19 protein-coding genes are annotated in these 22085 nt (G+C 53.8%); 14 read left to right on the plus strand and 5 right to left on the minus strand.

Annotation, left to right across the window (positions count from 1 at the left end):
- Positions 1–83: 83 nt before the first annotated feature.
- Genes cysP through ACT3TR_RS09455 form a run of 5 tightly spaced genes read left to right on the plus strand, consistent with a single transcriptional unit; the run spans position 84 to position 4547 of the window.
- Positions 84–1094 (plus strand): thiosulfate ABC transporter substrate-binding protein CysP, encoded by a 1011-nt coding sequence (gene cysP / locus ACT3TR_RS09435; RefSeq protein WP_096279108.1) that lies wholly within the window; start codon positions 84–86, stop codon positions 1092–1094.
- Positions 1095–1120: 26 nt separating this feature from the next.
- Complete coding sequence (gene cysT / locus ACT3TR_RS09440; protein ID WP_096279106.1) at positions 1121–1975, plus strand: sulfate ABC transporter permease subunit CysT; 855 nt, start codon at positions 1121–1123, stop codon at positions 1973–1975.
- On the plus strand, positions 1975–2802 hold the full coding sequence (gene cysW, locus ACT3TR_RS09445; RefSeq protein WP_441684231.1) for a sulfate ABC transporter permease subunit CysW: 828 nt from the start codon (positions 1975–1977) through the stop codon (positions 2800–2802). Before cysT ends, cysW begins: the two co-directional genes overlap by 1 nt.
- Positions 2799–3893 (plus strand): sulfate/molybdate ABC transporter ATP-binding protein, encoded by a 1095-nt coding sequence (locus ACT3TR_RS09450; RefSeq protein WP_444625360.1) that lies wholly within the window; start codon positions 2799–2801, stop codon positions 3891–3893. The genes cysW and ACT3TR_RS09450 overlap by 4 nt, the downstream gene beginning before the upstream one ends.
- Positions 3894–3953: 60 nt before the next feature.
- Positions 3954–4547 (plus strand): YajG family lipoprotein, encoded by a 594-nt coding sequence (locus ACT3TR_RS09455; protein ID WP_096279100.1) that lies wholly within the window; start codon positions 3954–3956, stop codon positions 4545–4547.
- A gap of 41 nt (positions 4548–4588) precedes the next feature.
- Here the strand turns inward: ACT3TR_RS09455 and ACT3TR_RS09460 are convergent, their stop codons facing one another.
- The 3 genes from ACT3TR_RS09460 to ACT3TR_RS09470 all read right to left on the minus strand — a co-directional run bounded on the left by ACT3TR_RS09460 (position 4589) and on the right by ACT3TR_RS09470 (position 6326).
- Positions 4589–5221, minus strand: coding sequence for a thiopurine S-methyltransferase (locus tag ACT3TR_RS09460; RefSeq protein WP_441684232.1), 633 nt, complete (start codon positions 5219–5221; stop codon positions 4589–4591).
- A gap of 51 nt (positions 5222–5272) precedes the next feature.
- Positions 5273–5908 (minus strand): TIGR04211 family SH3 domain-containing protein, encoded by a 636-nt coding sequence (locus tag ACT3TR_RS09465; protein WP_096279096.1) that lies wholly within the window; start codon positions 5906–5908, stop codon positions 5273–5275.
- A gap of 88 nt (positions 5909–5996) precedes the next feature.
- Positions 5997–6326 carry a DUF1820 family protein gene (locus tag ACT3TR_RS09470; protein ID WP_096279094.1) on the minus strand — a complete coding sequence of 110 codons (330 nt, stop codon included), beginning with the start codon at positions 6324–6326 and terminating at the stop codon, positions 5997–5999.
- Positions 6327–6517: 191 nt separating this feature from the next.
- Between ACT3TR_RS09470 and ACT3TR_RS09475 the strand changes: the two genes are divergently transcribed.
- Genes ACT3TR_RS09475 through ACT3TR_RS09485 form a run of 3 tightly spaced genes read left to right on the plus strand, consistent with a single transcriptional unit; the run spans position 6518 to position 10620 of the window.
- Positions 6518–7741 (plus strand): ATP-grasp domain-containing protein, encoded by a 1224-nt coding sequence (locus ACT3TR_RS09475; protein ID WP_096279092.1) that lies wholly within the window; start codon positions 6518–6520, stop codon positions 7739–7741.
- A 30-nt stretch (positions 7742–7771) separates the two neighbouring features.
- Positions 7772–9820, plus strand: a complete 2049-nt coding sequence (locus ACT3TR_RS09480) for a hypothetical protein (protein ID WP_444625359.1) — start codon at positions 7772–7774, stop codon at positions 9818–9820.
- A gap of 41 nt (positions 9821–9861) precedes the next feature.
- Positions 9862–10620, plus strand: a complete 759-nt coding sequence (locus ACT3TR_RS09485) for a TlyA family RNA methyltransferase (RefSeq protein WP_096279088.1) — start codon at positions 9862–9864, stop codon at positions 10618–10620.
- Here ACT3TR_RS09485 and mscK read toward each other — a convergent pair.
- On the minus strand, positions 10617–13979 hold the full coding sequence (mscK, locus tag ACT3TR_RS09490) for a mechanosensitive channel MscK (RefSeq protein WP_444625358.1): 3363 nt from the start codon (positions 13977–13979) through the stop codon (positions 10617–10619). The genes ACT3TR_RS09485 and mscK overlap by 4 nt on opposite strands.
- 164 nt (positions 13980–14143) lie before the next feature.
- Here mscK and ACT3TR_RS09495 point away from each other — a divergent pair, with 164 nt between their 5' ends.
- From ACT3TR_RS09495 to ACT3TR_RS09510, 4 genes are all read left to right on the plus strand, one after another.
- Positions 14144–15187 (plus strand): phospholipase A, encoded by a 1044-nt coding sequence (locus tag ACT3TR_RS09495; protein ID WP_441684237.1) that lies wholly within the window; start codon positions 14144–14146, stop codon positions 15185–15187.
- Between the two features lie 79 nt (positions 15188–15266).
- Positions 15267–15599, plus strand: a complete 333-nt coding sequence (locus ACT3TR_RS09500; protein WP_096279081.1) for a DUF883 family protein — start codon at positions 15267–15269, stop codon at positions 15597–15599.
- Positions 15599–16003 carry a phage holin family protein gene (locus tag ACT3TR_RS09505; RefSeq protein WP_096279079.1) on the plus strand — a complete coding sequence of 135 codons (405 nt, stop codon included), beginning with the start codon at positions 15599–15601 and terminating at the stop codon, positions 16001–16003. Before ACT3TR_RS09500 ends, ACT3TR_RS09505 begins: the two co-directional genes overlap by 1 nt.
- Entirely contained in the window at positions 15978–16289 is a 312-nt protein-coding gene (locus ACT3TR_RS09510; RefSeq protein ID WP_096279077.1) for a YqjK family protein, read from the plus strand. Before ACT3TR_RS09505 ends, ACT3TR_RS09510 begins: the two co-directional genes overlap by 26 nt.
- Before the next feature lie 123 nt (positions 16290–16412).
- Here ACT3TR_RS09510 and ACT3TR_RS09515 read toward each other — a convergent pair whose 3' ends face one another.
- A complete protein-coding gene (locus ACT3TR_RS09515; RefSeq protein WP_441684238.1) occupies positions 16413–17597 on the minus strand; it encodes an NAD(P)/FAD-dependent oxidoreductase in 1185 nt (394 codons plus the stop codon).
- 93 nt (positions 17598–17690) lie between these two features.
- On the opposite strand from ACT3TR_RS09515, the gene ACT3TR_RS09520 reads away from it, so the two are divergent.
- Both ACT3TR_RS09520 and ACT3TR_RS09525 read left to right on the plus strand, forming a co-directional pair.
- Entirely contained in the window at positions 17691–18773 is a 1083-nt protein-coding gene (locus ACT3TR_RS09520; protein ID WP_444625357.1) for an efflux RND transporter periplasmic adaptor subunit, read from the plus strand.
- Positions 18773–21925 carry an efflux RND transporter permease subunit gene (locus tag ACT3TR_RS09525; RefSeq protein WP_444625356.1) on the plus strand — a complete coding sequence of 1051 codons (3153 nt, stop codon included), beginning with the start codon at positions 18773–18775 and terminating at the stop codon, positions 21923–21925. Before ACT3TR_RS09520 ends, ACT3TR_RS09525 begins: the two co-directional genes overlap by 1 nt.
- The last annotated feature ends 160 nt before the right edge of the window (positions 21926–22085 follow it).

Genomic DNA, 22085 nt, shown 5'->3' on the forward strand with positions numbered 1-22085 from the left:
AGCATGATTGTAATTCCACATTGATAGATTTAATCTTGCCAATATTGCGCTGCTAAGCGCCTACCGCTCGAAGGAGTTTGTCCATGTCAATGCCAACCATTTTCAGCCGCAGCCTGATTGCCATCGCGCTAGGCGTTACCGTGAGTGGTGCTGCGGCAGCGCAAGAGCGTGAACTGCTTAACTCATCGTTCGATGTGGCTCGAGAACTGTTTGCCGCCATCAATCCAGAGTTTCAAGCGAAGTGGCAAGAAGAGCACGGCGAAGAAATTGAGATTAGCCAGTCGCACGGCGGCTCTTCTGCCCAGGCTCGTGCCATTCTGCAAGGTTTACGCGCCGATGTGGTCACATTTAACCAAGTAACCGATGTTCAGGTGCTCGCGGATGCCGGGCTCGTTGCAGAAGATTGGCAGCAGGCCTTCGAAAACAATGCGTCACCCTATTACTCAACGACGGCTTTCCTGGTCCGCAAAGGCAATCCAAAAGGGATTGAAAGCTGGGACGATTTGGTAAAAGAAGATGTATCAATGGTCTTTCCGAACCCCAAAACGTCCGGCAATGGTCGCTACACTTATTTAGCGGCATGGGGGTTTGCCGATAAAGAGTTTGATGGCGATGAAGAACAGATTGAAGATTTCATGCGCACGTTCTTAGCCAATGTCGCCGTATTTGATACCGGCGGTCGTGGCGCAACCACTAGCTTTATCGAACGCGACATTGGCGATGTGCTAATTAGCTTCGAGTCTGAGGTCAACAATATTCGGCGTGAATATGGCAGCGACGATTACGAAGTGATCGTACCGCCGATCAGCGTTTTAGCTGAATTTCCTGTCGCCGTGGTAGAAGAGAACGCCGAGCGTAATGGCAACAGCGACTTAGCGCAAAGCTACTTGGACTATCTTTACACTGAAGAGGCTCAGCGCCTGCTAGCGGGCTTCAACTACCGCGTGCATAACGAGACCGTGGTAGAAGAATTCGCTGATCAATTCCCAGAAATTGAGTTATTAAAAGTAGAAGACGTGTTTGGTAGCTGGGATGACGTTATGGGCACTCACTTTGGTAGTGGTGGCATTCTTGACCAATTACAGCGTCGCTAATAACTCTCTATGAGTAAGCCTCAACTATGAGTCAACTCGCATCTTGGCGAACCGGTAGCACACGCGTGCTGCCGGGCTTTGGCCTGTCTATGGGTATCAGCGTGCTGTTTATATCGCTGGTGCTAATGCTACCGATTACCGGTCTGTTCGGCCAGTTAGCGAAGCTTAGCCTTGCCGAGTACTGGGCCATCATTACGGAAGGTCGCGTGGTGGCAAGCTACATGGTCACCATTGGCGCAGCTGCAGTGGCGGCGCTGATTAACGCCGTGTTTGGGCTGTTACTAGCATGGGTGCTGGTGCGCTATGAGTTTCCCGGCAAGCGCTTACTAGACGCGCTGATGGATCTGCCCTTTGCGCTACCGACGGCCGTTGCCGGCATTACGCTGGCCACGCTTTACGCCAGCAGCGGTTGGATGGGCCGATTACTCGAGCCACTGGGCTTTCAAGTCGCCTACACCTGGGTAGGCATTGCGCTCGCCATGGCATTTACCAGTATTCCGTTTGTTGTTCGTACCGTACAGCCAGTGCTGGAAGATCTGCCAATTGAAGTCGATGAAGCTGCTATGTCGCTGGGTGCAACCGATGCGGTCGCCTTTCGTCGCGTCATCATGCCCCACCTTTGGCCTGCGTTAGTCACCGGCACGGGGCTCGCTTTTGTGCGCTCGCTAGGCGAGTTCGGTGCCATTATCTTTATCGCTGGCAATATGCCTTACGAAACAGAAATCACCGCGCTGATGATCTTCGTCAAACTGCAAGAATATGATTACGCAGGCGCATCAGCGATTGCGTCAGTGGTGCTATTTGTATCGCTGGCCCTGCTGCTGGCTATTAATATTTGGCAGGGCCGTTTTGTGCGCCGCCTGCACGGAGGTAAAGGGTAATGCGTCGAATTGGGGATTCGCCATTTATCCGGCGCCTGCTAGTGGGTGCAGCCCTACTGCTATCAGCGCTTTTTTTGCTATTGCCACTGATTGCCATTTTTGCCCAGGCGTTTTCGCAAGGCGTGATGGTGTTCTGGGCGAATGTCGGTAACACCTTCACCTTGCATGCGATTGGCCTCACTCTGATGATTGCGCTGTTAACCATTCCAGTCTGCCTAGTGTTTGGGGTTGCGCTGGCCTGGCTGGTCACTCGTTTCAGCTTTCCTGGGCGGCGCATTCTGCAAACGTTAATCGACATTCCCTTTGCAGTATCGCCAGTGGTCGCCGGGCTTATTTATCTGCTGCTTTATGGCCGCAACGGTTGGATCGGTAGCTGGCTCGATACTCACGACATTCAATTGATGTTCGCGTGGCCCGGCATTTTGATGGTGACCATTTTTGTCACCTGCCCGTTCGTTGCCCGAGAGCTTATTCCACTCATGCAGGCGCAGGGCTCTCGTGAAGAAGAAGCGGCCGTCACGCTTGGTGCTTCAGGTTGGACCACCTTTCGCCGCGTCACGCTGCCCAATATTCGCTGGGCGCTGCTTTACGGCGTCATTCTTACCAACGCCCGTGCAGTCGGCGAATTTGGGGCCGTCTCCGTGGTCTCAGGCGCTATTCGTGGCAAAACGAATACCCTGCCACTGCATCTTGAGCAGCTCTATCAAGATTACAACGCCGTGGGCGCATTTGCCTGCGCAGCGTTACTCGCATTCATTGCCCTACTCACGCTCGCGGCCAAGGCTGGGCTGGAATGGCGCGCATCGCGCCGGGAGGCATTTGCATGAGCATCCGTTTACATAATATTGCCAAGCATTTCGGCAGCACCCAGGCCCTAGAACCTATCAATTTAGATATTCATGAAGGCGAACTGGTCGGCCTACTGGGACCATCAGGGTCAGGCAAAACCACCTTGCTGCGCATTATTGCGGGCTTGGAAAATGCCGATCATTCTGCACAGCCGGGTAAAATTTTGTTTGGCGACCTCGACGTGACGAATGTACATGTGCGCGATCGGCGCATCGGCTTCGTGTTTCAGCACTATGCGCTGTTTCGCCATATGAGCGTGTATGACAACGTCGCGTTTGGGCTTACCGTTCTGCCGCGCAAACGCCGCCCTAGCAGCGGCGAGATTCGCGCCCGGGCGTTTAGATTGCTGGAAATGGTCAAATTGGAGCATCTAGCAAATCGCTACCCTGCGCAGCTTTCAGGTGGTCAGCAGCAGCGCGTTTCGCTGGCTCGCGCCCTGGCGGTCGAGCCTGAGGTGCTGCTATTGGATGAGCCGTTTGGCGCCCTAGATGCCAAGGTGCGCCAAGAACTTCGTCGCTGGCTGCGCCATTTGCACGATGAACTCAACTTCACCAGCGTATTTGTGACCCACGATCAGGAGGAAGCGTTGGAGTTGTCTGACCGCGTCGTGGTCATGAGCAACGGCCGTATCGAGCAGATTGATACGCCTGATGAGCTTTACCGCGCCCCCAAGAATCGCTTTGTGTTTGAGTTCCTGGGCGACGTCAATCACCTAGAAGGTAACGTCAGCAATGGCGTATTAACCTGCGGCGACGCCTATTGGCACGTTGACCTGCCGGATGGACATGAGGAACTACTGCTACGACCCCACGAAGTGCGCCTAACCGAGCAGCCCACATCAGAAAGCCACCTGCCGGTCACCATCACTGCGATTTCGCCCGTCGGGGCTGAAGTGCGCGTAGAGCTAGAGGCAGATTGGCTAGCCCAACCATGGCTGGCCACCGTGCGTCATACTGACTTTGAGCACTTGGCATTGCGCCGCGGGCAGCGCTTATTCGCCCATCCGCGCCACTGGCGACGCTTCCCTAAGGTGGCGTTGAATACAGCGGCACAAACACACCTAGCTTGAGCATACCACCAACGCTCAGGGCGCGTTATACTGGTATTTTAGCCACCGTGGAGGAAGACCATGCTTCGGCGTCAATTTATACGCATGTCAGGTGTACTGCTTGCCAGTGCATGGCTAGCTGGCTGTGCTAGCCCGCAATATTTGCAGCTCAGCCCTGAGCGCAACGCTGATGTGCCGCAAACTGGCTCAGGCCAACAGGTCACGGTGATTGCTCAGGATGGACGCGACAGCGACATTATCGGCAATCGTGCCGGCGGCAATATGTCGACGGCGCAGATTACGGTTAGTAGCCACGAGCTGATTCCGCGTTTGCAGGAAGAGGCCGAGCGCGCCGTGCGTGACATGGGCTTTAGCCCGACCACCGAGCCGGCCAACGGGCGCCCAAGCCTAACGCTAGAACTGGCCAACCTGAACTACGCCCGAGGCGAGAGCGGCCAGCCGTTAGTCGATGAAGCGCGTCTGGAAGGCGTATTTCGCGCTATCGCGAAAAACAAGGGCACCACCTACACCGGCACCTATACATCACGCCGCACCCAGGGGTACGCGCTTAAGCCTGACGCCGACAGCAATGCGCGCATGCTGAGCGACCTACTCAGTGATGGAATGAATCGTGCCTTTAGCGACCCTGAGCTAGGTCGACTGCTGGCTCGCTAATCTGCTTATCTTGCCTAGCGTTATTGATACGGGCCACGCTGCTATAGGCGTGGCCCGCGTCGTTCTAGCGCCCATATACTTTCTGTTCGACCACGCTCATCCGGGCTACCTTCCTCCAAAAACGTTAGCGTGAAGTTAGCTTTGAACAGGTTTTCAATCTCGCTGGCCGGCACACTGTAGGGTGGCCCAGCCCCCTCTTCGCTGTGTGACAAACTAATCAACAGGCCTTTGGCACCTGGCGGCACCAATTGAGCAAGATGAAACGCATAGCGCTGACGCGTCGCTGGCGGCAGTGCAATCAGCGAAGCGCGATCATAAAACGCCCCAATCTCAGCAGCCTGTTGAATGTGCAGATGAAAGAAGTCGCCACACCATAGTTCGACACTGCCTTGCCGGGAAACGGTAAAACCCGCCTGGCTATAGCGTGATACCGCAGTGCTGCGCTGTAGCAAAAACTGTTCGATAGCCTCGGGCGCAAACTCAACACCCAGCACTGAATGACCTATATCGGCCAACCAGCGCATATCGACACTCTTACCACACAGCGGCACCAGCACTTTAGTGTCGACATCAACATCCAGCGAGGCCCAATGACGCAGCAACGCCGGATGCGCTTGCTGCAGATGAAAACCAATACGCCCTTCCTGCCAGCGCTTGCGCCATTGCTCGCTCATTATCTAGCCGCCTTGCTGCTTGTGATCACTCAAACGCTTATCCGTAGCGAATTAGAACCAGCGGTCACGCTTTTTACGCCGACGCGGCAAGTGTGGAACAATCAGGCCCACCAGCAAGCCCGCGCCCGCCACACCGCCGCCATACATAAAGTAGCGCATCAGAAGGTCTTCTTCCTGCGTTTCTAAGCGGGCCTGAAGCCCCCTTACCTGCTGGCGAGACGTTTCTGATTGGCTATCGAGCTCTTGATTGCTGGCTTCAAGCTCCGCAATCCTACGCTCACGCACGTCTAGCGTTTCAGTCATTGAAGAAACTCGCTGCTCCCAGGTGTCATTAATGCCATCGAGTTCAGCGGTTAATTCTTCTACCTGCGACTCTAACGCGGGCAACTGTTCGACCGCACTGGGGGTTTGCTGAAGCTCATCGCTCAACACCCAAACCGCATTGCCATCACCGTTGCGAACCCGCGTGTAATTGCCGCTGGTCTCCAGCACATCGACCTGTTCACCGGCATTAAGCGTACCAATAATGCGGTAGCCATCGGTCGGACCGCTACGCACGTAGGTGCTAAGCTCATCGGTTACCCACGCCTGATTATCAGACTGGGCAGTAGCATTAATACTCGCCACACTGAGCAAAACACCGGCCGCAGCGGCGTAATAATGAATACGAATTTTATTTACGTGCATGACATCATGTCCTAGTTAAAAACGCTGCGAGGCGGACGAAGCCAACAGCGCTTATCGCTTAACTTAGCGGTGCGCTTATCTTATACGCTTAACCTTCTCCGCGCGGTGGCAACGGAAAGGGACGGGGGAACTCTGCTACCCGCGCATCGGTTTTGACTGCTTTCAAAGGGCCTTCGCGCTCTACTTCATCGATGCGAACAATAGCATTCAACGGCAGATAACTTCGCTTAACGCCCTCGAAAGTTCGCTGTAGCTTCTCAGTCGTAGGATCAACCACTACACGGCTAGCATCGTCAAAGACAAACTCCTCGACTTCAATAAAGCCCCAGAGTTCGCTTTGAAAGATTTCTCTGACGTATAAATCCCATATTTCACCCTGCTGGTGAACCACTACACGGTAGATCGGCTTGGCCGCCATCTTGGCCTATTCCTCTTGCCACTTGTACATGAAGTTGAACCGCCTAGCTTACCATAGACACCCCTCTACGCCTTTAGCTATCCCAGCGTTAATGGTTTAGCGCGCCCCATTAGCCGAGCCTAGCTGCCTTCGTGTATGGTGATGCACGTAGTTTGGTAATTCTGTTCGTTAACCAAGTAGGAGCCATCAACATGCAAAAGGATCCAAATAAGGGCTATATCGCCCTGTTAGGCTGGAGCCTCAATGCGATTGAAGCGGCCGAAAATTTTGACCGTCGCTACATTGTCGTTGCACCTGATTGGGCTGAAGAGTATTGCCAACAACACAATATTCCCTACGTGCCCTGGAACTTTGAACGCCTCAATGATCGCTCCATTGAGATTGCCGAGACACTCAAAGAAAAAGGCGTTGATGTTGCCATTCCGCTCTACGAAGAAACCGTTGAGTGGGCGGGCGCTATCAACTCTTTGCTGCTTGATAATCCGCGCATTTACGGTCAGTCGCTACTGCTCCGCGATAAGGCACTCATGAAGCGCCGTGCACAGCTAGGCGGCATCCGCGTAGGTATCTTTGAAGAAGCCCACGACAAAGAAGACGTTGTGCGCTTTCTCAAGCGGGTTAACCAAACGCTGCTTAAGCTAGATGGTGACCCCAACGACCCGATTCACCTCAAGGCCTTTGATAAAGCGGGGTGCCTAGGCCACCGTGTTATTCGTACGCCGGATGAAGTAGATACCATCCCCGACGAAGAGTTCCCGGTGCTGATGGAATCACACCTGGACGGCTGGGAATTTGCTGTCGAAGCGTGGATTCATGATGGTAAAATCGCCTTCCTGAACATCTCTGAATACGTGACATTGGGCTATTCAGTGTTTGTGCCCGCGTCTCCAGAGCTTGAAAAATACCGAGAACAAATTACTCAACAAATCGAAAAGCTTATCAAAGCCTTTGATATTGAGTTTGGCTTGATCCATCCGGAATACTTTGTCACTAGCGACGGTGAAATGTACTTTGGCGAGGTTGCCTACCGCCCGCCGGGCTTCAAAGTATTTGAACTGCTTGAGCGGGTTTACGGCTTCAATGCCTATCAAGCCTCTATGCTGGTATTTGACCCGAAAAGCAGCAAAGAAGAAGTGGCAAACTTCTTCCCAAAAGAAGTGGTCGATGCCAATGGCTTTGCCGGTTGCTTTGGCGTTTACCCACGTCGCCGAGTGGTCAGCCGCCTGGAAATCCCGGAAGAAACGGAAGATCACCCGTACTTTGAGTCTCATGAGTTAACCTCACCGGTAGAAGAAACCGTGACCAAGCGCACCGCGTTTGGTACCCATTGGGGTCTGATCTACTTTAAAGGCGAGGACGCGCATACGATTCGCGATCTGCTAAAACGCCAAGAAGATCTCGACTTCTATGTATAATCCCTGCTAATGCTGGGATAAGGAGTCACCGTGAAGACAGATCAACTCGCGTCTTCTCAGGAAGATAGTAAGCTCAGTGCACTATTGAGCAAATTTGATGATGCTGTGCGCCTGCTTACGCAGGCGCCCGCGTTCTCAAAGCCCGCTAAGGTGCCGCGCGTACTCGACACTGCGCGGCGCGTGCTACTACAGGATGGCGGTTGTGATGCGCTAGAATCTCGCGCGAAAGCGTATGAGGATGCTGGCATATTCTTAGGCTCGGATTGGGAAACACCTCAATATTTAGTGCCTACGCTGACAACCTTCGCGCTAAAAAGCGCGGATGCCAATGTCCTCGTGATTGAGGCATTAAGCGAACTCAGGCTCCTCGCTGTGGCCAAGGGCGATGTCGAACATTCGCTCATTTCCAAAGAGAATGCCCACCATTATCTGACGCAAGTCATGGCCATCAATCTGTGGCTGCTTTTTTTGGCACCGAGCGAAGCGGAGCGCGAAACCCAAGGCCGGCTGGCCACTATTCCCCGCCAGCTTTTCCAGCATTTAGCCGACAGAATTGGCTACGAACACATCATTGATCAACTGATTGAAGAGATTTGGCGCATTTTGAAGCAGCGTCCGATCCAAGTTGATTCGATCAAACAGATGATTACCCAGATTGCACTGTGCCAGGCTAATCCTGCGATTGATCTTGGCATTAGCGGCCAAGGCGCCGATCGGCTGGTCAGTTCTCTCTATGGCACCACCCAAACCTGTCGCGAAGATCCCGGTGTCGACGTTTATCGCGAACGACTTGAACACATGGATCAAGCCGCTTTACAGGCTGAATCCACCGGCTTTGCCCGAGCGATGCATGATACCGGGCTAGTATCGCCTTACCATACCGTGCTGCTCAGACATCTGCTGGAAGAAGGCGACCACTTGCTTTCTGAAGCACTGGGCCTTTCATCTACCGGCCGCGACTGCCTGTTGTGTTACCGCGAACTGGTCCAGGCGCTGATTCGTGGCGGCGTTTATCCTGCTACGGCGCAGGCGGTCTATGGGCTTGCGTTAATGTTGGAGCGAGGCATTCTTTACCAGCCGCCGGTCGCGCCAGCAATGTGGCGCCAGCTGAACTTGCCGCTATCTGAGTGGGCGCAGTCTCGGCTTAACATCGCTTACGGCGACAGCGTTTCTCCTCGAGCGCGTCTCATTGAAGGCGTGCTGTGCATGCTGGGATTGCCGCTGGGGGTGGGCCAGGGTAATAACCCCACCTGCCAATCTGCCCGCGCACTTTCGATGTGGGCCTATAACGACCCCGACTATTTGCTACAGATGGTGGCGTGGGCAGCACGCGATGACGAAATCATTATGCATTTTGAGGGGCAGGCCATCTCATCAATGGAAAGCCTGTCTGGCGTTGCCACTGAGCTACCGATGGATCTCGATCCGGTGTCGCTGATTGTGGTGCCCCACCTGGATCGTATCTATGCAGAAATGGGTCGTCGTTGCATTGGCCGAGAAGGCGACCCTCACCGCTGGGTAAACCCTGAGTTCCACGGCTGGTGGTCGGGGCGTGGTTTTCGTATTAATGTCGATGTAGCGACGGGCCAGCTAATCGATGTGGATGATTTCGTGCGCCATTTCTACGCCTGCTATCATCCTTATTACAATGGCAATCAGCCGCTGATTCATCCGCAGCCTGCGGGTATTGCCATTACCGATAGCGCAGCGCGCTTCATCGGCTGGCATGCGATTACTATATTGCGTGCGTCTCTCGATCCTTCAGACGTCATGCGGATTTATTTCTATAACCCCAACAATGACAGTGGGCAGGACTGGGGTGACGGCGTTCTCGTCAGTACGTCTGGCAACGGTGAGCGCTTTGGCGAAGCATCGCTACCTTTTGAGCGCTTCGTCTCGCGGCTGTATATTTATCACTATGATCCTCTAGAGCGTGGTGAAATAGTCTCTGTGACGAGCGAGGAGCTTGAAAGCGTCAAACACTACCTACACCGTAGCTGGGGCGCTGCGCGCTTGCCGCCTACCGAACTCCAGGCAGACGCTGGACCAAATGCATCTTTAGCCCCCAATGCACCCTAGGCATGGGATAACCGAGCCGCTTAACGACACCCCATATACTCATGATACGACTTGATCAACTGTTGGTCAGCCTAGGGCTGGCCAACTCACGTACGCGCGCCCAACGACTGATTCGCCATGGCCGGGTCAGCCTAGCTAACAGTGGCAGAGTACTCACTAAAGTGTCTGAAAAATGGCCCGACACTACTCGCTTTATCGTTGAAGATGACCCCGAGGAGCGCTACGTATCCCGCGCAGGCTTGAAACTGGAAGGAGTGCTTACAGCGCTTGGCCTTCGCTTTGACGGCTGCGTTGTTTTGGATATTGGCCAGTCAACCGGTGGCTTTACTGACTGTGCGCTACGGTTCGGTGCTCGCCATGTCATTGGCGTGGAGGTCGGCCATGGCCAGCTTGCAGAACAGCTGCGTACTGATCCACGCGTTACCTGTCTGGAAGGCCTCAACGCACGGCACATGAGCAGCGCAACGCCGCTCATTCACGTTCTTGCGGACCAGCCAATACACGTTGCCATAATGGATGTTTCGTTCATATCCCAAACGCTAATTTTGCCCGAGGTTGCCGCGCTATTACCGCCTGACGGGCAGTTAATCTCACTGGTTAAGCCGCAGTTTGAGTTAAGCCCCGGCGCGTTGGACAAACGCGGCGTAGTGCGCGATGCGACACTTTTTGCCGATGTAGAGGCTAGCATTCGAAGCGCTTGTCACGACTGCGGGCTCACCATACGCCACTGGCAGGAGAGCCCTATCACCGGCAGCGACGGCAATCGCGAGTTTCTTTTACATGCAGCGACAGAAGCTTAGCTTGGATCAGGGCGTAGCACGTTTGAGGACGGCCGCGCTGCAGACTGTACCTTAACCGCATCGCCCTGATCTCGGTGTAACCATACATCCATCTGCTCAAACGCTACGCGAACATTCTCTTCACGGAATAGCTCATCTACCCGGCAGTTGACTTCATCGGCGGCAAACAGGCGGTCGACCAAGTCATTAACAAAAATACGCAGCTCAAAATTAAGGCTGTGCTGCCCGTAGTTTAAGCAAAAAACCTGCGGCTCCGGGTCGGTTAACACTCGGTGGTTTTCATCGGCAGCCTGGCGCAGTAGTTGGTGCACCTTGGGCATATCCGAGCCGTGAGCCACGCCATAGGTGAGCACCACGCGCGTCACGTTATCCGACAACGACCAGTTAATCAGCTGGTCGGTTACAAATGTCTTATTGGGAATAATGATCTCTTTGCGATCAAAATCGGTAACCGTGGTCGCACGGATACGAATACGGCTGACAGTCCCATGTAGATTACCTATCGTGATGGTGTCGCCTATCCGTATTGGGCGCTCAAACAAAATGATAAGCCCAGAAATAAAGTTGGCGAAAATCTCCTGCAGGCCAAAGCCTAACCCCACACTCAATGCTGCCACGAGCCACTGCAGTTTATCCCAAGACACGCCGAGCGTGGCCAGCCCCATCACCACCCCAGTGCCCACAATGGTATAAGAGAGCAGCGAGCTAATTGCATAGGCGCTGCCCTGTTTCAACGACAGCCTGGATAGCACCATCACTTCCAGCAGACCGGGCAGGTTACGCGCCATAATAAAGGTAATAGCGACGACCAGCAGCGCAGTAAAGACGTCGGAGATTGACAGTACGCTGTCGACTAAATCACCCTCTTGAGACTCCCAAAGCGATACATGGTCTAAATAGCCAAGCACTGACAATAAATCTGCCCACACTAAATAGAGCAGCGCGCTGAAGCCAATCAGTACAATCAACTTAGAAAGCCGTAAGGATTGGCTGTTAATTTGCTCCATATCGAGCGGCGGCTCTTCGACTACCTCCAGCCCGCCTTCCGCACCCTCCTGCACCTGAGCACGACGGCGAGCCAACGCACGGCGATACGCGAGGCGTCGAGCAGCTACGGCCAAGCTTCTCACCAGCGTCGCTTCCACCACCACCCACAACCCCAGCAGATAAAGCGTAATGGCAAACCTGCCCACTAAGCGCAGCGCGGTATATTCGTACCCCCACACCACAAGGCCAAGCAGCATCAGCGGAACCGCTGCCATAGCAAGCCCCAGCAATAAGCGAAACAGCCGCACACCAAATACAGGGATATGCGCCAGAATTAACTGCGCTAGCCACCAGCTCATGGCTAATAAACCAAACGACAATAGCGCAAAAGCGACGGGGCGCAGTGCTAGCGGCGTTTCCATTTCATCCGACATCGTCGCAATCGCAATGACCGGCACCAGGGCAACGCCGAATCCTCCCAGAAGTTGACGCAACCGTGCGGTATATTGCGGCGACCAGGTAAAGTGGCGCTCTGCGACTCCATCCGCGACCAGCAGCCTGCGCACCCATGCCACCACGCCCCAACTTAAGGCCAACTGAAGCAACCCTGGCGCAACGCTAGTGGCTAAAGGCCCAGCCGCTTCAAGCAGCCCAATGCCAATGCCGGCTAGCGCGAGCGGGCCCGGAAGAGCCAGCAGTGCATTAAACAGCACTGCTTTGGGAGTATGTAGCTGAGTGTCGCTTTTCAGCCGACCAATTTGCGAATGTATGTCGGCCAGGCGCGTTTTGATTTTGCGCCGCAAGCCCATTAGTACGAGGCCAAGTAAGAAAATCGGCGCTCCCTTTAATACTTCCCAAGAAAGTCCCTGCCAGCGGGTAGGCAAAATAGCGCGCCACTCTCCTTCACTCCACTCTAACAACAAATTGTGAGGCAATTGCCGCAGCCAGCCAAAGTCCAGCGGGCGGCTATTGGCGACCCAGAAAAGCTGCTCATCAATCGTTTCGCGCAGCTCGCTGGTGGTAATAAGCAACTGCTGCTGATTCAGTTGAAGCTCAATCGCCGCGCTTAACAGGCTTCCATAGGATTGCTCTAACTGTTCAACCAGTTCACGGCGCGACTGATACAGTCGAGAAAGTGAGTCTACCAGCCCCGGGGTTGCCTCTATGCCCGCCTCTTCTAAGCGCGTCTCGGCAAACTGTGCGCTCTGACGAAGCTGGTCTCGCTGACGTACCAAATCAAACTGCTTTAAACGCAGGTCCGCTATTTCATCCTGCAAGTCTCTCCGCACTGATAGCGGCGGTAGCGACTGGCGCTGTTCGCGCAGAATACGCGACAGCAGCTGACTACCGCGTATCGCATCAATCTGCTCATTGAGGCTGCGCTGCAGCTGTCGCACATGCTCTAGCTGGCGCTGGGCTTCTATGTTTTCGCGCACAATGCTGTTAGCACGATCCGTTGCGCGCAATAACTCTTGGCTTAAAGTTTGATTGGTTTGCTGTACTTGCAGCACCACTGGATGCCCGGCGGCAATTAACGGGTCATCTCGCGCGGCGTCAGCGATGGCCTGCTCAGAGGCCAGGCGTCGCTGCTGATCTATCACACCTTGCAGCATGCCCAACTGCTGTTCTTGGTAATCGATCTGCAGCATCAGTACATCGCGGCGCTGTTGAGCTAGCTCACGTAGCCGGCTATTAGCGCTTAGCTCTCGCTGATTAAAACTCACTTCACGATCGGCCAGTATTCGCTCAAGGCGCAGCTGAATCAGGGCCGCATCATTCAGTGCGGAAAGCTGTCGATCTGCTAACAAAGCCTCGCGCTCATCGTGCTGTCGGCGTAAACTCTCGGCGCGCTGAAGCGTTTCAGCAATATTTTGCTGAGCGCGCTCTGGGAGCGTCTGGGCAGCAAGTAGCTGTGAGTTCACTTCGGCTAACTGGCTTTGCAGTTGCTGAAGCTTGACCACTGCCTGCGTTTGCATTGTTTCTAGCTCATCTAGCGGCCGATCGCTTAAATTAGCCACTGAAAGCTGCTGCGAAGCTTCTTGAGCATCGCTTAAATCACGCTGTAAACTTGCCAGCAGCTCTGGGGCCTGCTCAACACGGGAGTCTAAGGCATTCAATCGCTCATCGACGGACACCAGCCTTTCGTACGCATCTAGTGCCGCCTCTAAGGCTTTTTTATCGCTGGCCTGCTGGTTCGTTAACGCTCCTTCATTTGATTCTAATTGAGCGAGCCTTGATGCCAATTCAGCTTGTTCGGGCACGCCATCCAGCGCATCGGCCTGAAGCGAGGCATAAGCTTGAGAAATAGCAGTGCTGCTGATGGCCAGCAGAAACAAACACGTTACTAACCATTTACCGGCGTATCTAACCACGTTACTTATGCCTCGTTGACATCGAAAGCTCCGCAAACACGGATAATTGCCCCATTGTCAGACGTTCTGATAGCTAGCGCAATCAGAGGTATTGACTTCACGATGTAGCGTGATAGAAACAACCTTGGCATTTGCCTCTTTTAATCATTTTGCGAGCCACCTTGATGGTCATCCGAAAACGGTCGTTGCGAAAACTTATTACGCTGCTCAGCCTCGCCACTGCTGTGAGCGCCGCGAGTGCAAATGCCTTTGCTGACTCACAGGCAGAAATTGAGGCGCGTATTAATGCCCTCAATACCGAGCTTTATGAGCTTCGTCAGCAGCTTCAGCAAGTAACAAGCCCCGAAGACGCAGCGCTTGGCTTACCGGTGGAGCCGCTGCCGCAGGAAGTGGCGCTGGAAGACTTAAGCGAGCGCCGTCTGCTTGAACAGGAATCGAGCCAAAACCCATTTTCGATCACAACGCACCGTACGAATTATCTGTTCCCGGTCAGCTATAACGCCAACCAGAACCGCGAAAATTTTCGCAATATTACTGAAGATGCTTCAGTGGATAGCGTGGAATTGAAATTCCAATTCAGCGCCAAGGTTAATCTCGCCGAGCAGGTATTTGGTAATTATGGTGATGTCTTTTTTGGCTACACTCAGCGCAGCTGGTGGCAGGCCTACAACACAGATGCCTCATCGCCCTTTCGGGAAACTAACTATGAGCCTGAAATATTCATCGACTTTAATAATGCCTGGAGTGCACTTGGTTGGGTGAATACCCTCAACCGCGTATCGTTTAACCATCAGTCTAATGGCCGCTCAGACCCGCTGTCCCGTAGCTGGAACCGGGTCTATCTGGAAAGCACCTTTCAGCGCGGTGACTGGGCCTTCACCGTGGCGCCGCACTGGCGGGTACCGGAGTCGCAAGAAGATGACGACAACCCGGACATCGAACGTTTTATGGGTTACGGCGACATCCGCCTAGCGAAACGTCTTAATAATAACCATGAAATGAGCGGCCTGCTGCGCGGCAATCCAAGCGCAGGCAACTATGGCACCCAAATTGATTATAGCTGGCCAGCGTTTAATACGCTGAGGGCGCATGTGCAGTATTACTACGGCTATGGTGAAAGCCTGATAGATTATGACAATCGCGTTCATCGCCTGAGTATTGGTTTTAGCTTAAATCCATTATTTAGTGCGACAGGGCTGAACCGATAGCAGCATTTACTTGTCTCTTACGATGTGGCTGCTATGCTTACAGCAGCCTTAATCATTCACTCGTCAAAGGAAAGACACCATGGCTAAACGTCAACTCCCCTTCTCTTCTCAGTCAGATCAACTTAAAGATGACCTGCGTCATTTGAGTGAAACGGTTGAAGAACTTATGAACGCGACGGCAAAGGACGCTAGCGGTGAGATGAACGACCTTCGCTCGCGTGCCGAGCGCCGCCTTAAAGATACTCGCGCTCGTTTGGAAGAACGCGGTGAGCGTATCTATGATGAAGCGCGTGATTCACTGAACCACCAAGCTGATGCTTGCGACCGTTACGTCCATGACAATCCTTGGACAAGCATTGGTATTGGCGCAGCGGCAGGCCTAGTTGTGGGTATGCTGCTCGGTCGTCGCTAATGGCCTTGGGTCCTACCCAACGCGTCTTCTCTGCCGCCAAACGCTTGCTGAACTCGCTGATTGCTAATAGCGAAACCCGCCTGCGTTTGGCGGTACTTGAATTAGAAGAAGAGCGTGCTCGCCTAGCAGTTCTGCTTCTTTTGGCAGGGGCAAGCTTGGTTCTGCTGTTATTAGGCATTGCCACCCTGACCGCACTGGTAGTCGTGCTATTTTGGGATACCTACCGCTTAACGGCTATTGCCGTTAGTGCCGCCGTTTTGATAGGCGCCAGCGTGCTATTTGCTGTTATTGCGATTCGCCAATCGAAGCGCCACTCGCTCTTGAAAGAAACGCTTAAACAGCTTACGGCTGATAGAGCATTGCTTGAGGAGCATGAGGATGAAACCATCCGCAAAAACAGCTAAGCCGTTAGTTCAGCCTTTAAGCCGCTCTCAGCGCAAGGCACAGCTACTTGCTGAGCTGGAACAACAGCGTGTGGACATCTTGATAGAAAGTGCATTTTTACAGCAGGCAACGTCACCGCTAGATAAAAGCTGGAAAAGCTTCAAACTTCCGCTTTATTTCATTGGTGGCGTTGCTGCGCTGAAGCTGGTACGCCACCCAGGGGGCGCTATGGCAGCAGGCAGGAAAGCGCTTGCGGGCTATATGCTCTTCAAAAAACTTAAACTATTAGCCAAAGTGGCGACTTAAAACGATAGCGAGCAGTTGATCGGCGTGAACCGCTGCCAATGCCTCGTGAATTGAATGAAAAACGAGGCCTTGGCACCGATTTTTATCATGCCATGGCTTTGGCGCAGTTAGTCTAGTCAGGTCCTAGCAAGATTGCCCACAGGCTACCCCACTGGCCCACGCCCACTGAAAGTTGTACCCCCCCAGTTCGCCCGTTACATCCAAAACTTCACCGATAAAACGCAGTTGAGGCAAGTCCTTAACTTCAAAGGTCTTTGACGACAGCTGATCGGTATTAATCCCCCCCATTGTCACCTCTGCAGTGCGCCACCCTTCGGTGCCAGATGGCTTTAGTTGCCAGGCATTTAACCTTTGCGCCCACGTATCCAAGGCCTGATTAGAATAGTGAGCCAAGGGCCGTGCAGCATCATCCTCGGGATACCACTCTAATAGTGCTTGGGCCAAGCGCTTAGGAAAGCGTTCGCCCAGCCATGTGGAAAGCTGACGTTTGGGCATATGCTGACGAGCATCACGCAGGGCACTAGCCGCATTTTCACTCGGGAGTAAATTAATACTGATGCCTTGCCCCGGCTGCCAAACACTGGATATCTGTAGTATGCCGGGGCCGGATAAGCCGCGGTGGGTAAATAACATGGGTTCTACAAAACAGCGATCACCGGCACTTACTGCCACCGATGCACTGACGCCTGAGAGCTGAGCCGCGCGGTCTTTCCATGTATCGCTGAGCGTAAAAGGCACTAGCCCAGGCCGCGTCGCTAAAACCTCTAAACCAAACTGGCGAGCTAAGTCATAGCCAAAGCCTGTCGCGCCCATGGTTGGAATCGAAAGCCCTCCGGTTGCCACCACTACCACTCCAGCATCAATCGCTCCCGCCGACGTGCTAAGCCGCATAGCGTCGCCTTTTCGCTCTACGGCGCTGATTTGAGTACTCAGCTGGATATCAACCCCTGCCCATTCGCACTCGGTTATCAGCGTGCGCACTATTTCTTTAGCCGAGACTGCGCAAAATAACTGGCCTGGTGTTTTCTCGACGTACTCCACTCCGTGTCGTTCTATCAACTCAACAAAGTGCTCAGGACGGTAACGTTGAAGCGCCGAAATGCAAAAGTATGGATTTAACGAGTAAAAGTGCTGTGGCGTAGTGCCAAGATTGGTAAAGTTGCAACGGCCGCCGCCGGACATCAAAATCTTTTTGCCCGCTTTATTCGCATGATCTAGTACTAAGGTACGTTTGCCGGCATAGCCCGCTTGAGCAGCACACATCAATCCAGCCGCTCCAGCACCGATAACGACAACGTCATAAATCATAAGAAACTGCTCATAAAAGGGCCACTTACTCTGTACAAACAAACATTCTAACAGGGTCAGGCCTTAAAATTATCGACTAACACTGAGATAACTATGCATTTTCCCTTTCGCCGACGGCTATTTTCGCGACTCATCCTAGTTACTCTCACTCTGTTGCTATCCAGTCTAACGTTTGCTCAATTACCGCCCTCAGTCATCGGCACGCGTGCGGTTATGACCACATGGTCTGATCCTTTAGAGGCGCTAGGAACGCTCAGTGCGGAGGAAAGCGTCGTGCTATCCACCACGGTGACTGAGATAGTGGCCCAGATCAATTTTGAAGACGGTGAGCAGGTTGAAGAGGGGCAGCTACTCATCCGCTTAGATGATACAGAAGAACAGGCTCAACTAAGATCCTCTCAGGCGTTGCGCGATGAAAGACGTAATGCCTCGAACCGCGCCTCTCAATTACAAGAACGTAACCTAGCAGCCAGAGCCGACGTTGAAGATAGCCAATCGCGGCTGCGCCAAGCAGAAGCCGATATTCAAGCCATAGAAGCCCGGCTGGCAAATTACCGGCTGCGCGCGCCCTTCAGCGGCCGCGTTGGATTTCGCAATATCAGCATCGGCGCGCTGGTAACACCAGGAATGGATTTGGTGACGCTCGATAAACTGGATGTAATGAAGCTCGACTTCAGTGTCCCAGAAGTGTTTCTTGGCCGAATCTCATCAGGCCTAATGCTACATACCGCTACCGCCACGTACCCTGACGACATCTTTAACGGTCAAATCGCCACTATTGGTACGCGCGTGGACCCGGTTACGCGTAGCGTTAATGTGCGCGCAGTACTCGACAATACCGATGGCCGGCTACGGCCGGGGATGTTAATGCAAGTCATTGTTCAGCAGCGGGTTCGCGACGCGGTAGTGATTCCTGAAGCCGCCATTGAGCCCAGCGGTGACCGACACTCAATCATGCTTATCGAGCAAAGCGAAGATAGCACGCGCCTCGCAAAGCGGATTGTTTCGATTGGCGAGAGACGCTATGGCGAAGTTGAAATTTTGGAAGGGTTAGCCGCCGGCGAACTCGTTGTGGTTCACGGACTGCAGTTGGCCCGCGATGGCCAGGAGGCACGTCTGCTTGGTATCGCTGACGACGAAACCAGCATTCGAGCGCTGCTAGAGGCCGACCGTTAATGCGATTATCGGATATTTCTGTTCAGCGCCCGGTACTGGCGATGGTGATCGCGGCACTCATTATTGCCTTTGGCTTAATGGCGCTTAACCGCCTACCGCTACAAGAATATCCGACCATTGATCCACCCGTGGTCACGATTGACACCCGCTACCCTGGCGCGTCCGCAAGCGTCGTTGAAACGCGCATTACCCAGGTGCTTGAAGACCGCATTGCCGGCGTGGAAGGCATTGATCTAATTACCTCACAAAGCGAGGATGGCCGCTCTCGGATTGAAATAGAATTCTCGTTAGACATGGATATCGATGCCGCCGCCAATGATATCCGCGACCGCATTTCCGGGGCGCTGCGCAACCTGCCCGATGACGCTGACAACCCTGAAGTCACCAAAGCCGACAGCAGCGAAGAAATCGTTGTGTGGATGAGCCTTTCTGGCGAAGACTACTCCATTACCGAGCTGACCGACTATGCGAACCGCTTCTTGGTCGATAGCCTTTCTGTGCAGCCAGGCGTGGCACGCGTTCGTGTCGGTGGCGGCAGCGACTACGCCATGCGCGTGTGGGTTAATCGCAATGCGCTGGCCGCGCGTGGATTAACGGTCAGTGATATTGAAGATTCACTACGGGCAGAAAATGTCGAACTGCCGGCGGGCTCGATTGAATCACAGGATCGTCAGTTTATTGTTCGCCTTCCACGCAGCTTTGCAAGTGCCGAAGACTTTCAGCGCCTCGCGCTCAATCAAGGTGACAATGGCTATCTTGTGCGCCTTGCTGACGTTGCCCGCGTTGAAGTTGGCGCCGTTGAAGACCGTACAGTATTCCGCTCCAACGGAGTCCCCATGGTAGGTCTTGGCATGATCATGCAATCGACAGCCAACGTCATTGAGCTATCTGATGCGGTAAAAATAGAGCTTGAACGCCTGCAAGGCACTCTGCCAGAAGGAATGTCGCTGAGTTTAGATTACGATGCTTCGCTGTTCGTCTCCGGTGCCATCGACCAGGTTGTCATGACGCTCTTTATAGCCATGGCCCTAGTTGTGGTCGTGATTTTTCTTTTTTTAGGTAATCTACGCACGACATTGGTGCCCGCCGTCACCGTACCTATTGCGGTTATTGGTGCGTTTACCGCCCTTGCCGCGATGAACTTCTCGATCAATCTACTCACCCTGCTTGCCCTGGTGCTGGCGATTGGCCTGATTGTGGATGATGCCATCGTGGTGCTTGAGAACATCAATCGTCGTATGCACGACTACGGTGAAACGCCCCTCGTCGCGGCCTTTCGCGGCACTCGGCAAATTGCCTTTGCGGTGATTGCCACCACTCTCGTGCTCGTCGCCGTTTTCGTTCCACTCAGCATGTTGCAAGGTGATATCGGGCGACTGTTTTCCGAATTTGCGCTCACCATGGCCGCGGCCGTCGTTATCTCAACGTTATTAGCGCTGACGCTAACGCCAATGATGGCTTCAAAGATTCTTAAGCCCGGCATGCACGATAGCCGTATTGGTAAGTCAGTACAGTGGCTGCTTAACGGCACGCAGCGCCGCTATCAAACATCCTTGGAGTGGATGCTTAGGATGCGCTGGCTGGTCGTGGCTATGTTTATCCTGCTGATTGCCGCCACCGCTTGGCTCGCCACGGCGCTGCCGAATGAATACACGCCACAGGAAGATCGCGGCAACTTCATCGTCTTAGTCAACGGGCCAGAAGGCGCTACCTTCAGCTACATGATGGATTACATGGACGAAATCGAGGCGCGTTTGGCCCCGCTGGTAGCCAGTGGTGAACTGGAGCGCGTGGTAGTTCGTGCCCCACGCGGCTACGGCAATATTGAGAACTTCAATAGCGGCTTTATTATTGTCAACATGGCCGACTGGGGAAGTCGACGCAGTGCGTGGGAAATTATGGCCGAAGTGCGCCAAACCCTCAGCACGCTGCCGGGCGTACAGGCCTTTCCGGTCATGCGCCAAGGCTTTGGGCAGCGCACTCAAAAACCGGTGCAGTTTGTGCTGGGAGGCGGTACTTACGAACAGCTTGCCCGCTGGCGCGATACGCTGATCAACCACGTGCGTGAAAACAATCCAAACTTAATGGCGCTAGAGAGCAATTACAACGAAACACAGCCTCAGCTGCGCGTGGATATTAATTACCAGCGAGCCGCTGCGCTAGGCGTAACCGTCACTGAAATAGGCCGAACGCTAGAAGTATTGCTGGGTGGGCGCAATGTCACACGCTACGTTGACAATGGTGAAGAGTACGATGTGATCTTAGAGGGTGATCGCAGCAGCCAAAACAGCCCACGCGCGCTGGACAACATTCAGGTGCGCTCGGCACGCTCAGGCGCACTCATCCCGCTGGCCAGCCTTGTCACGCTCTCTGACTTTGCGGGCGCCAGCACGTTGAATCGCTTTGACCGCATTAGATCAATCACCATTGAAGCCAACCTAGCCGACGGATATCCCTTGGGTGAAGCGTTAGCGTACCTGGAAGAAAGCGCTGCTGAGCTGCTGCCAGTCGAGGCGCAAACTAATGTGGCAGGCGCCTCACGCGACTTCCAACAGGCCAGTGGCGCCACTGCCTTCCTGTTGATACTTGGTGCGCTAGTGGTCTTTTTAGTGCTAGCGGCGCAGTTTGAAAGCCTTATTCACCCCTTTGTAATCATGCTCACGGTGCCATTAGCCATGAGTGGCGCTTTGCTTGCCCTACTGCTAAGCGGGCAGTCGTTGAATATTTACAGCCAGGTGGGGCTAGTACTACTGATTGGTTTGGCAGCTAAGAACGGTATTTTAATTGTCGAGTTTGCCAACCAGCTGCGCGATGAAGGCCATGCGTTTAGAGCGGCGTTAATTGAAGCCTCCGTGACGCGCCTGAGGCCTATTTTGATGACCGCGGTGACTACAATGGCCGGCGCTATTCCGCTGATAATTTCAACCGGGCCGGGCGCAGAATCGCGCCTTGTTATTGGCACCGTGATCATGGCCGGCGTGGGCTCTGCTACGCTGTTTACACTCTTTGTCGTTCCCGTAGCTTATGACCTGCTGGCACGCTATACAGGCTCACCAGGGGCAGTCAAACGCCAGCTCGAGGATGAGATCGCCGGCGCATCGAACACCCTGAACTCAACCAGCCAGTTACACAGCGAGCCGCCGGAGCGTTAACAGGCGCCGAAAAAAGGGCGTCCCTTAACGGAACGCCCTTAATGCTAAGCACTTCAAGACTGAGGCACTTCAAGACTGAGGCACTTCAATACTGCTGGCACTTCAAGCCTAGTGGTGCTTCAAATCTGATGGCACTTCAAGCCTAGTGGTGCTTCAAATC

It is taken from the genome of Halomonas sp. AOP12-B1-6 (assembly GCF_052379225.1).
Taxonomy (GTDB): Bacteria; Pseudomonadota; Gammaproteobacteria; order Pseudomonadales; family Halomonadaceae; genus Vreelandella; species Vreelandella casei.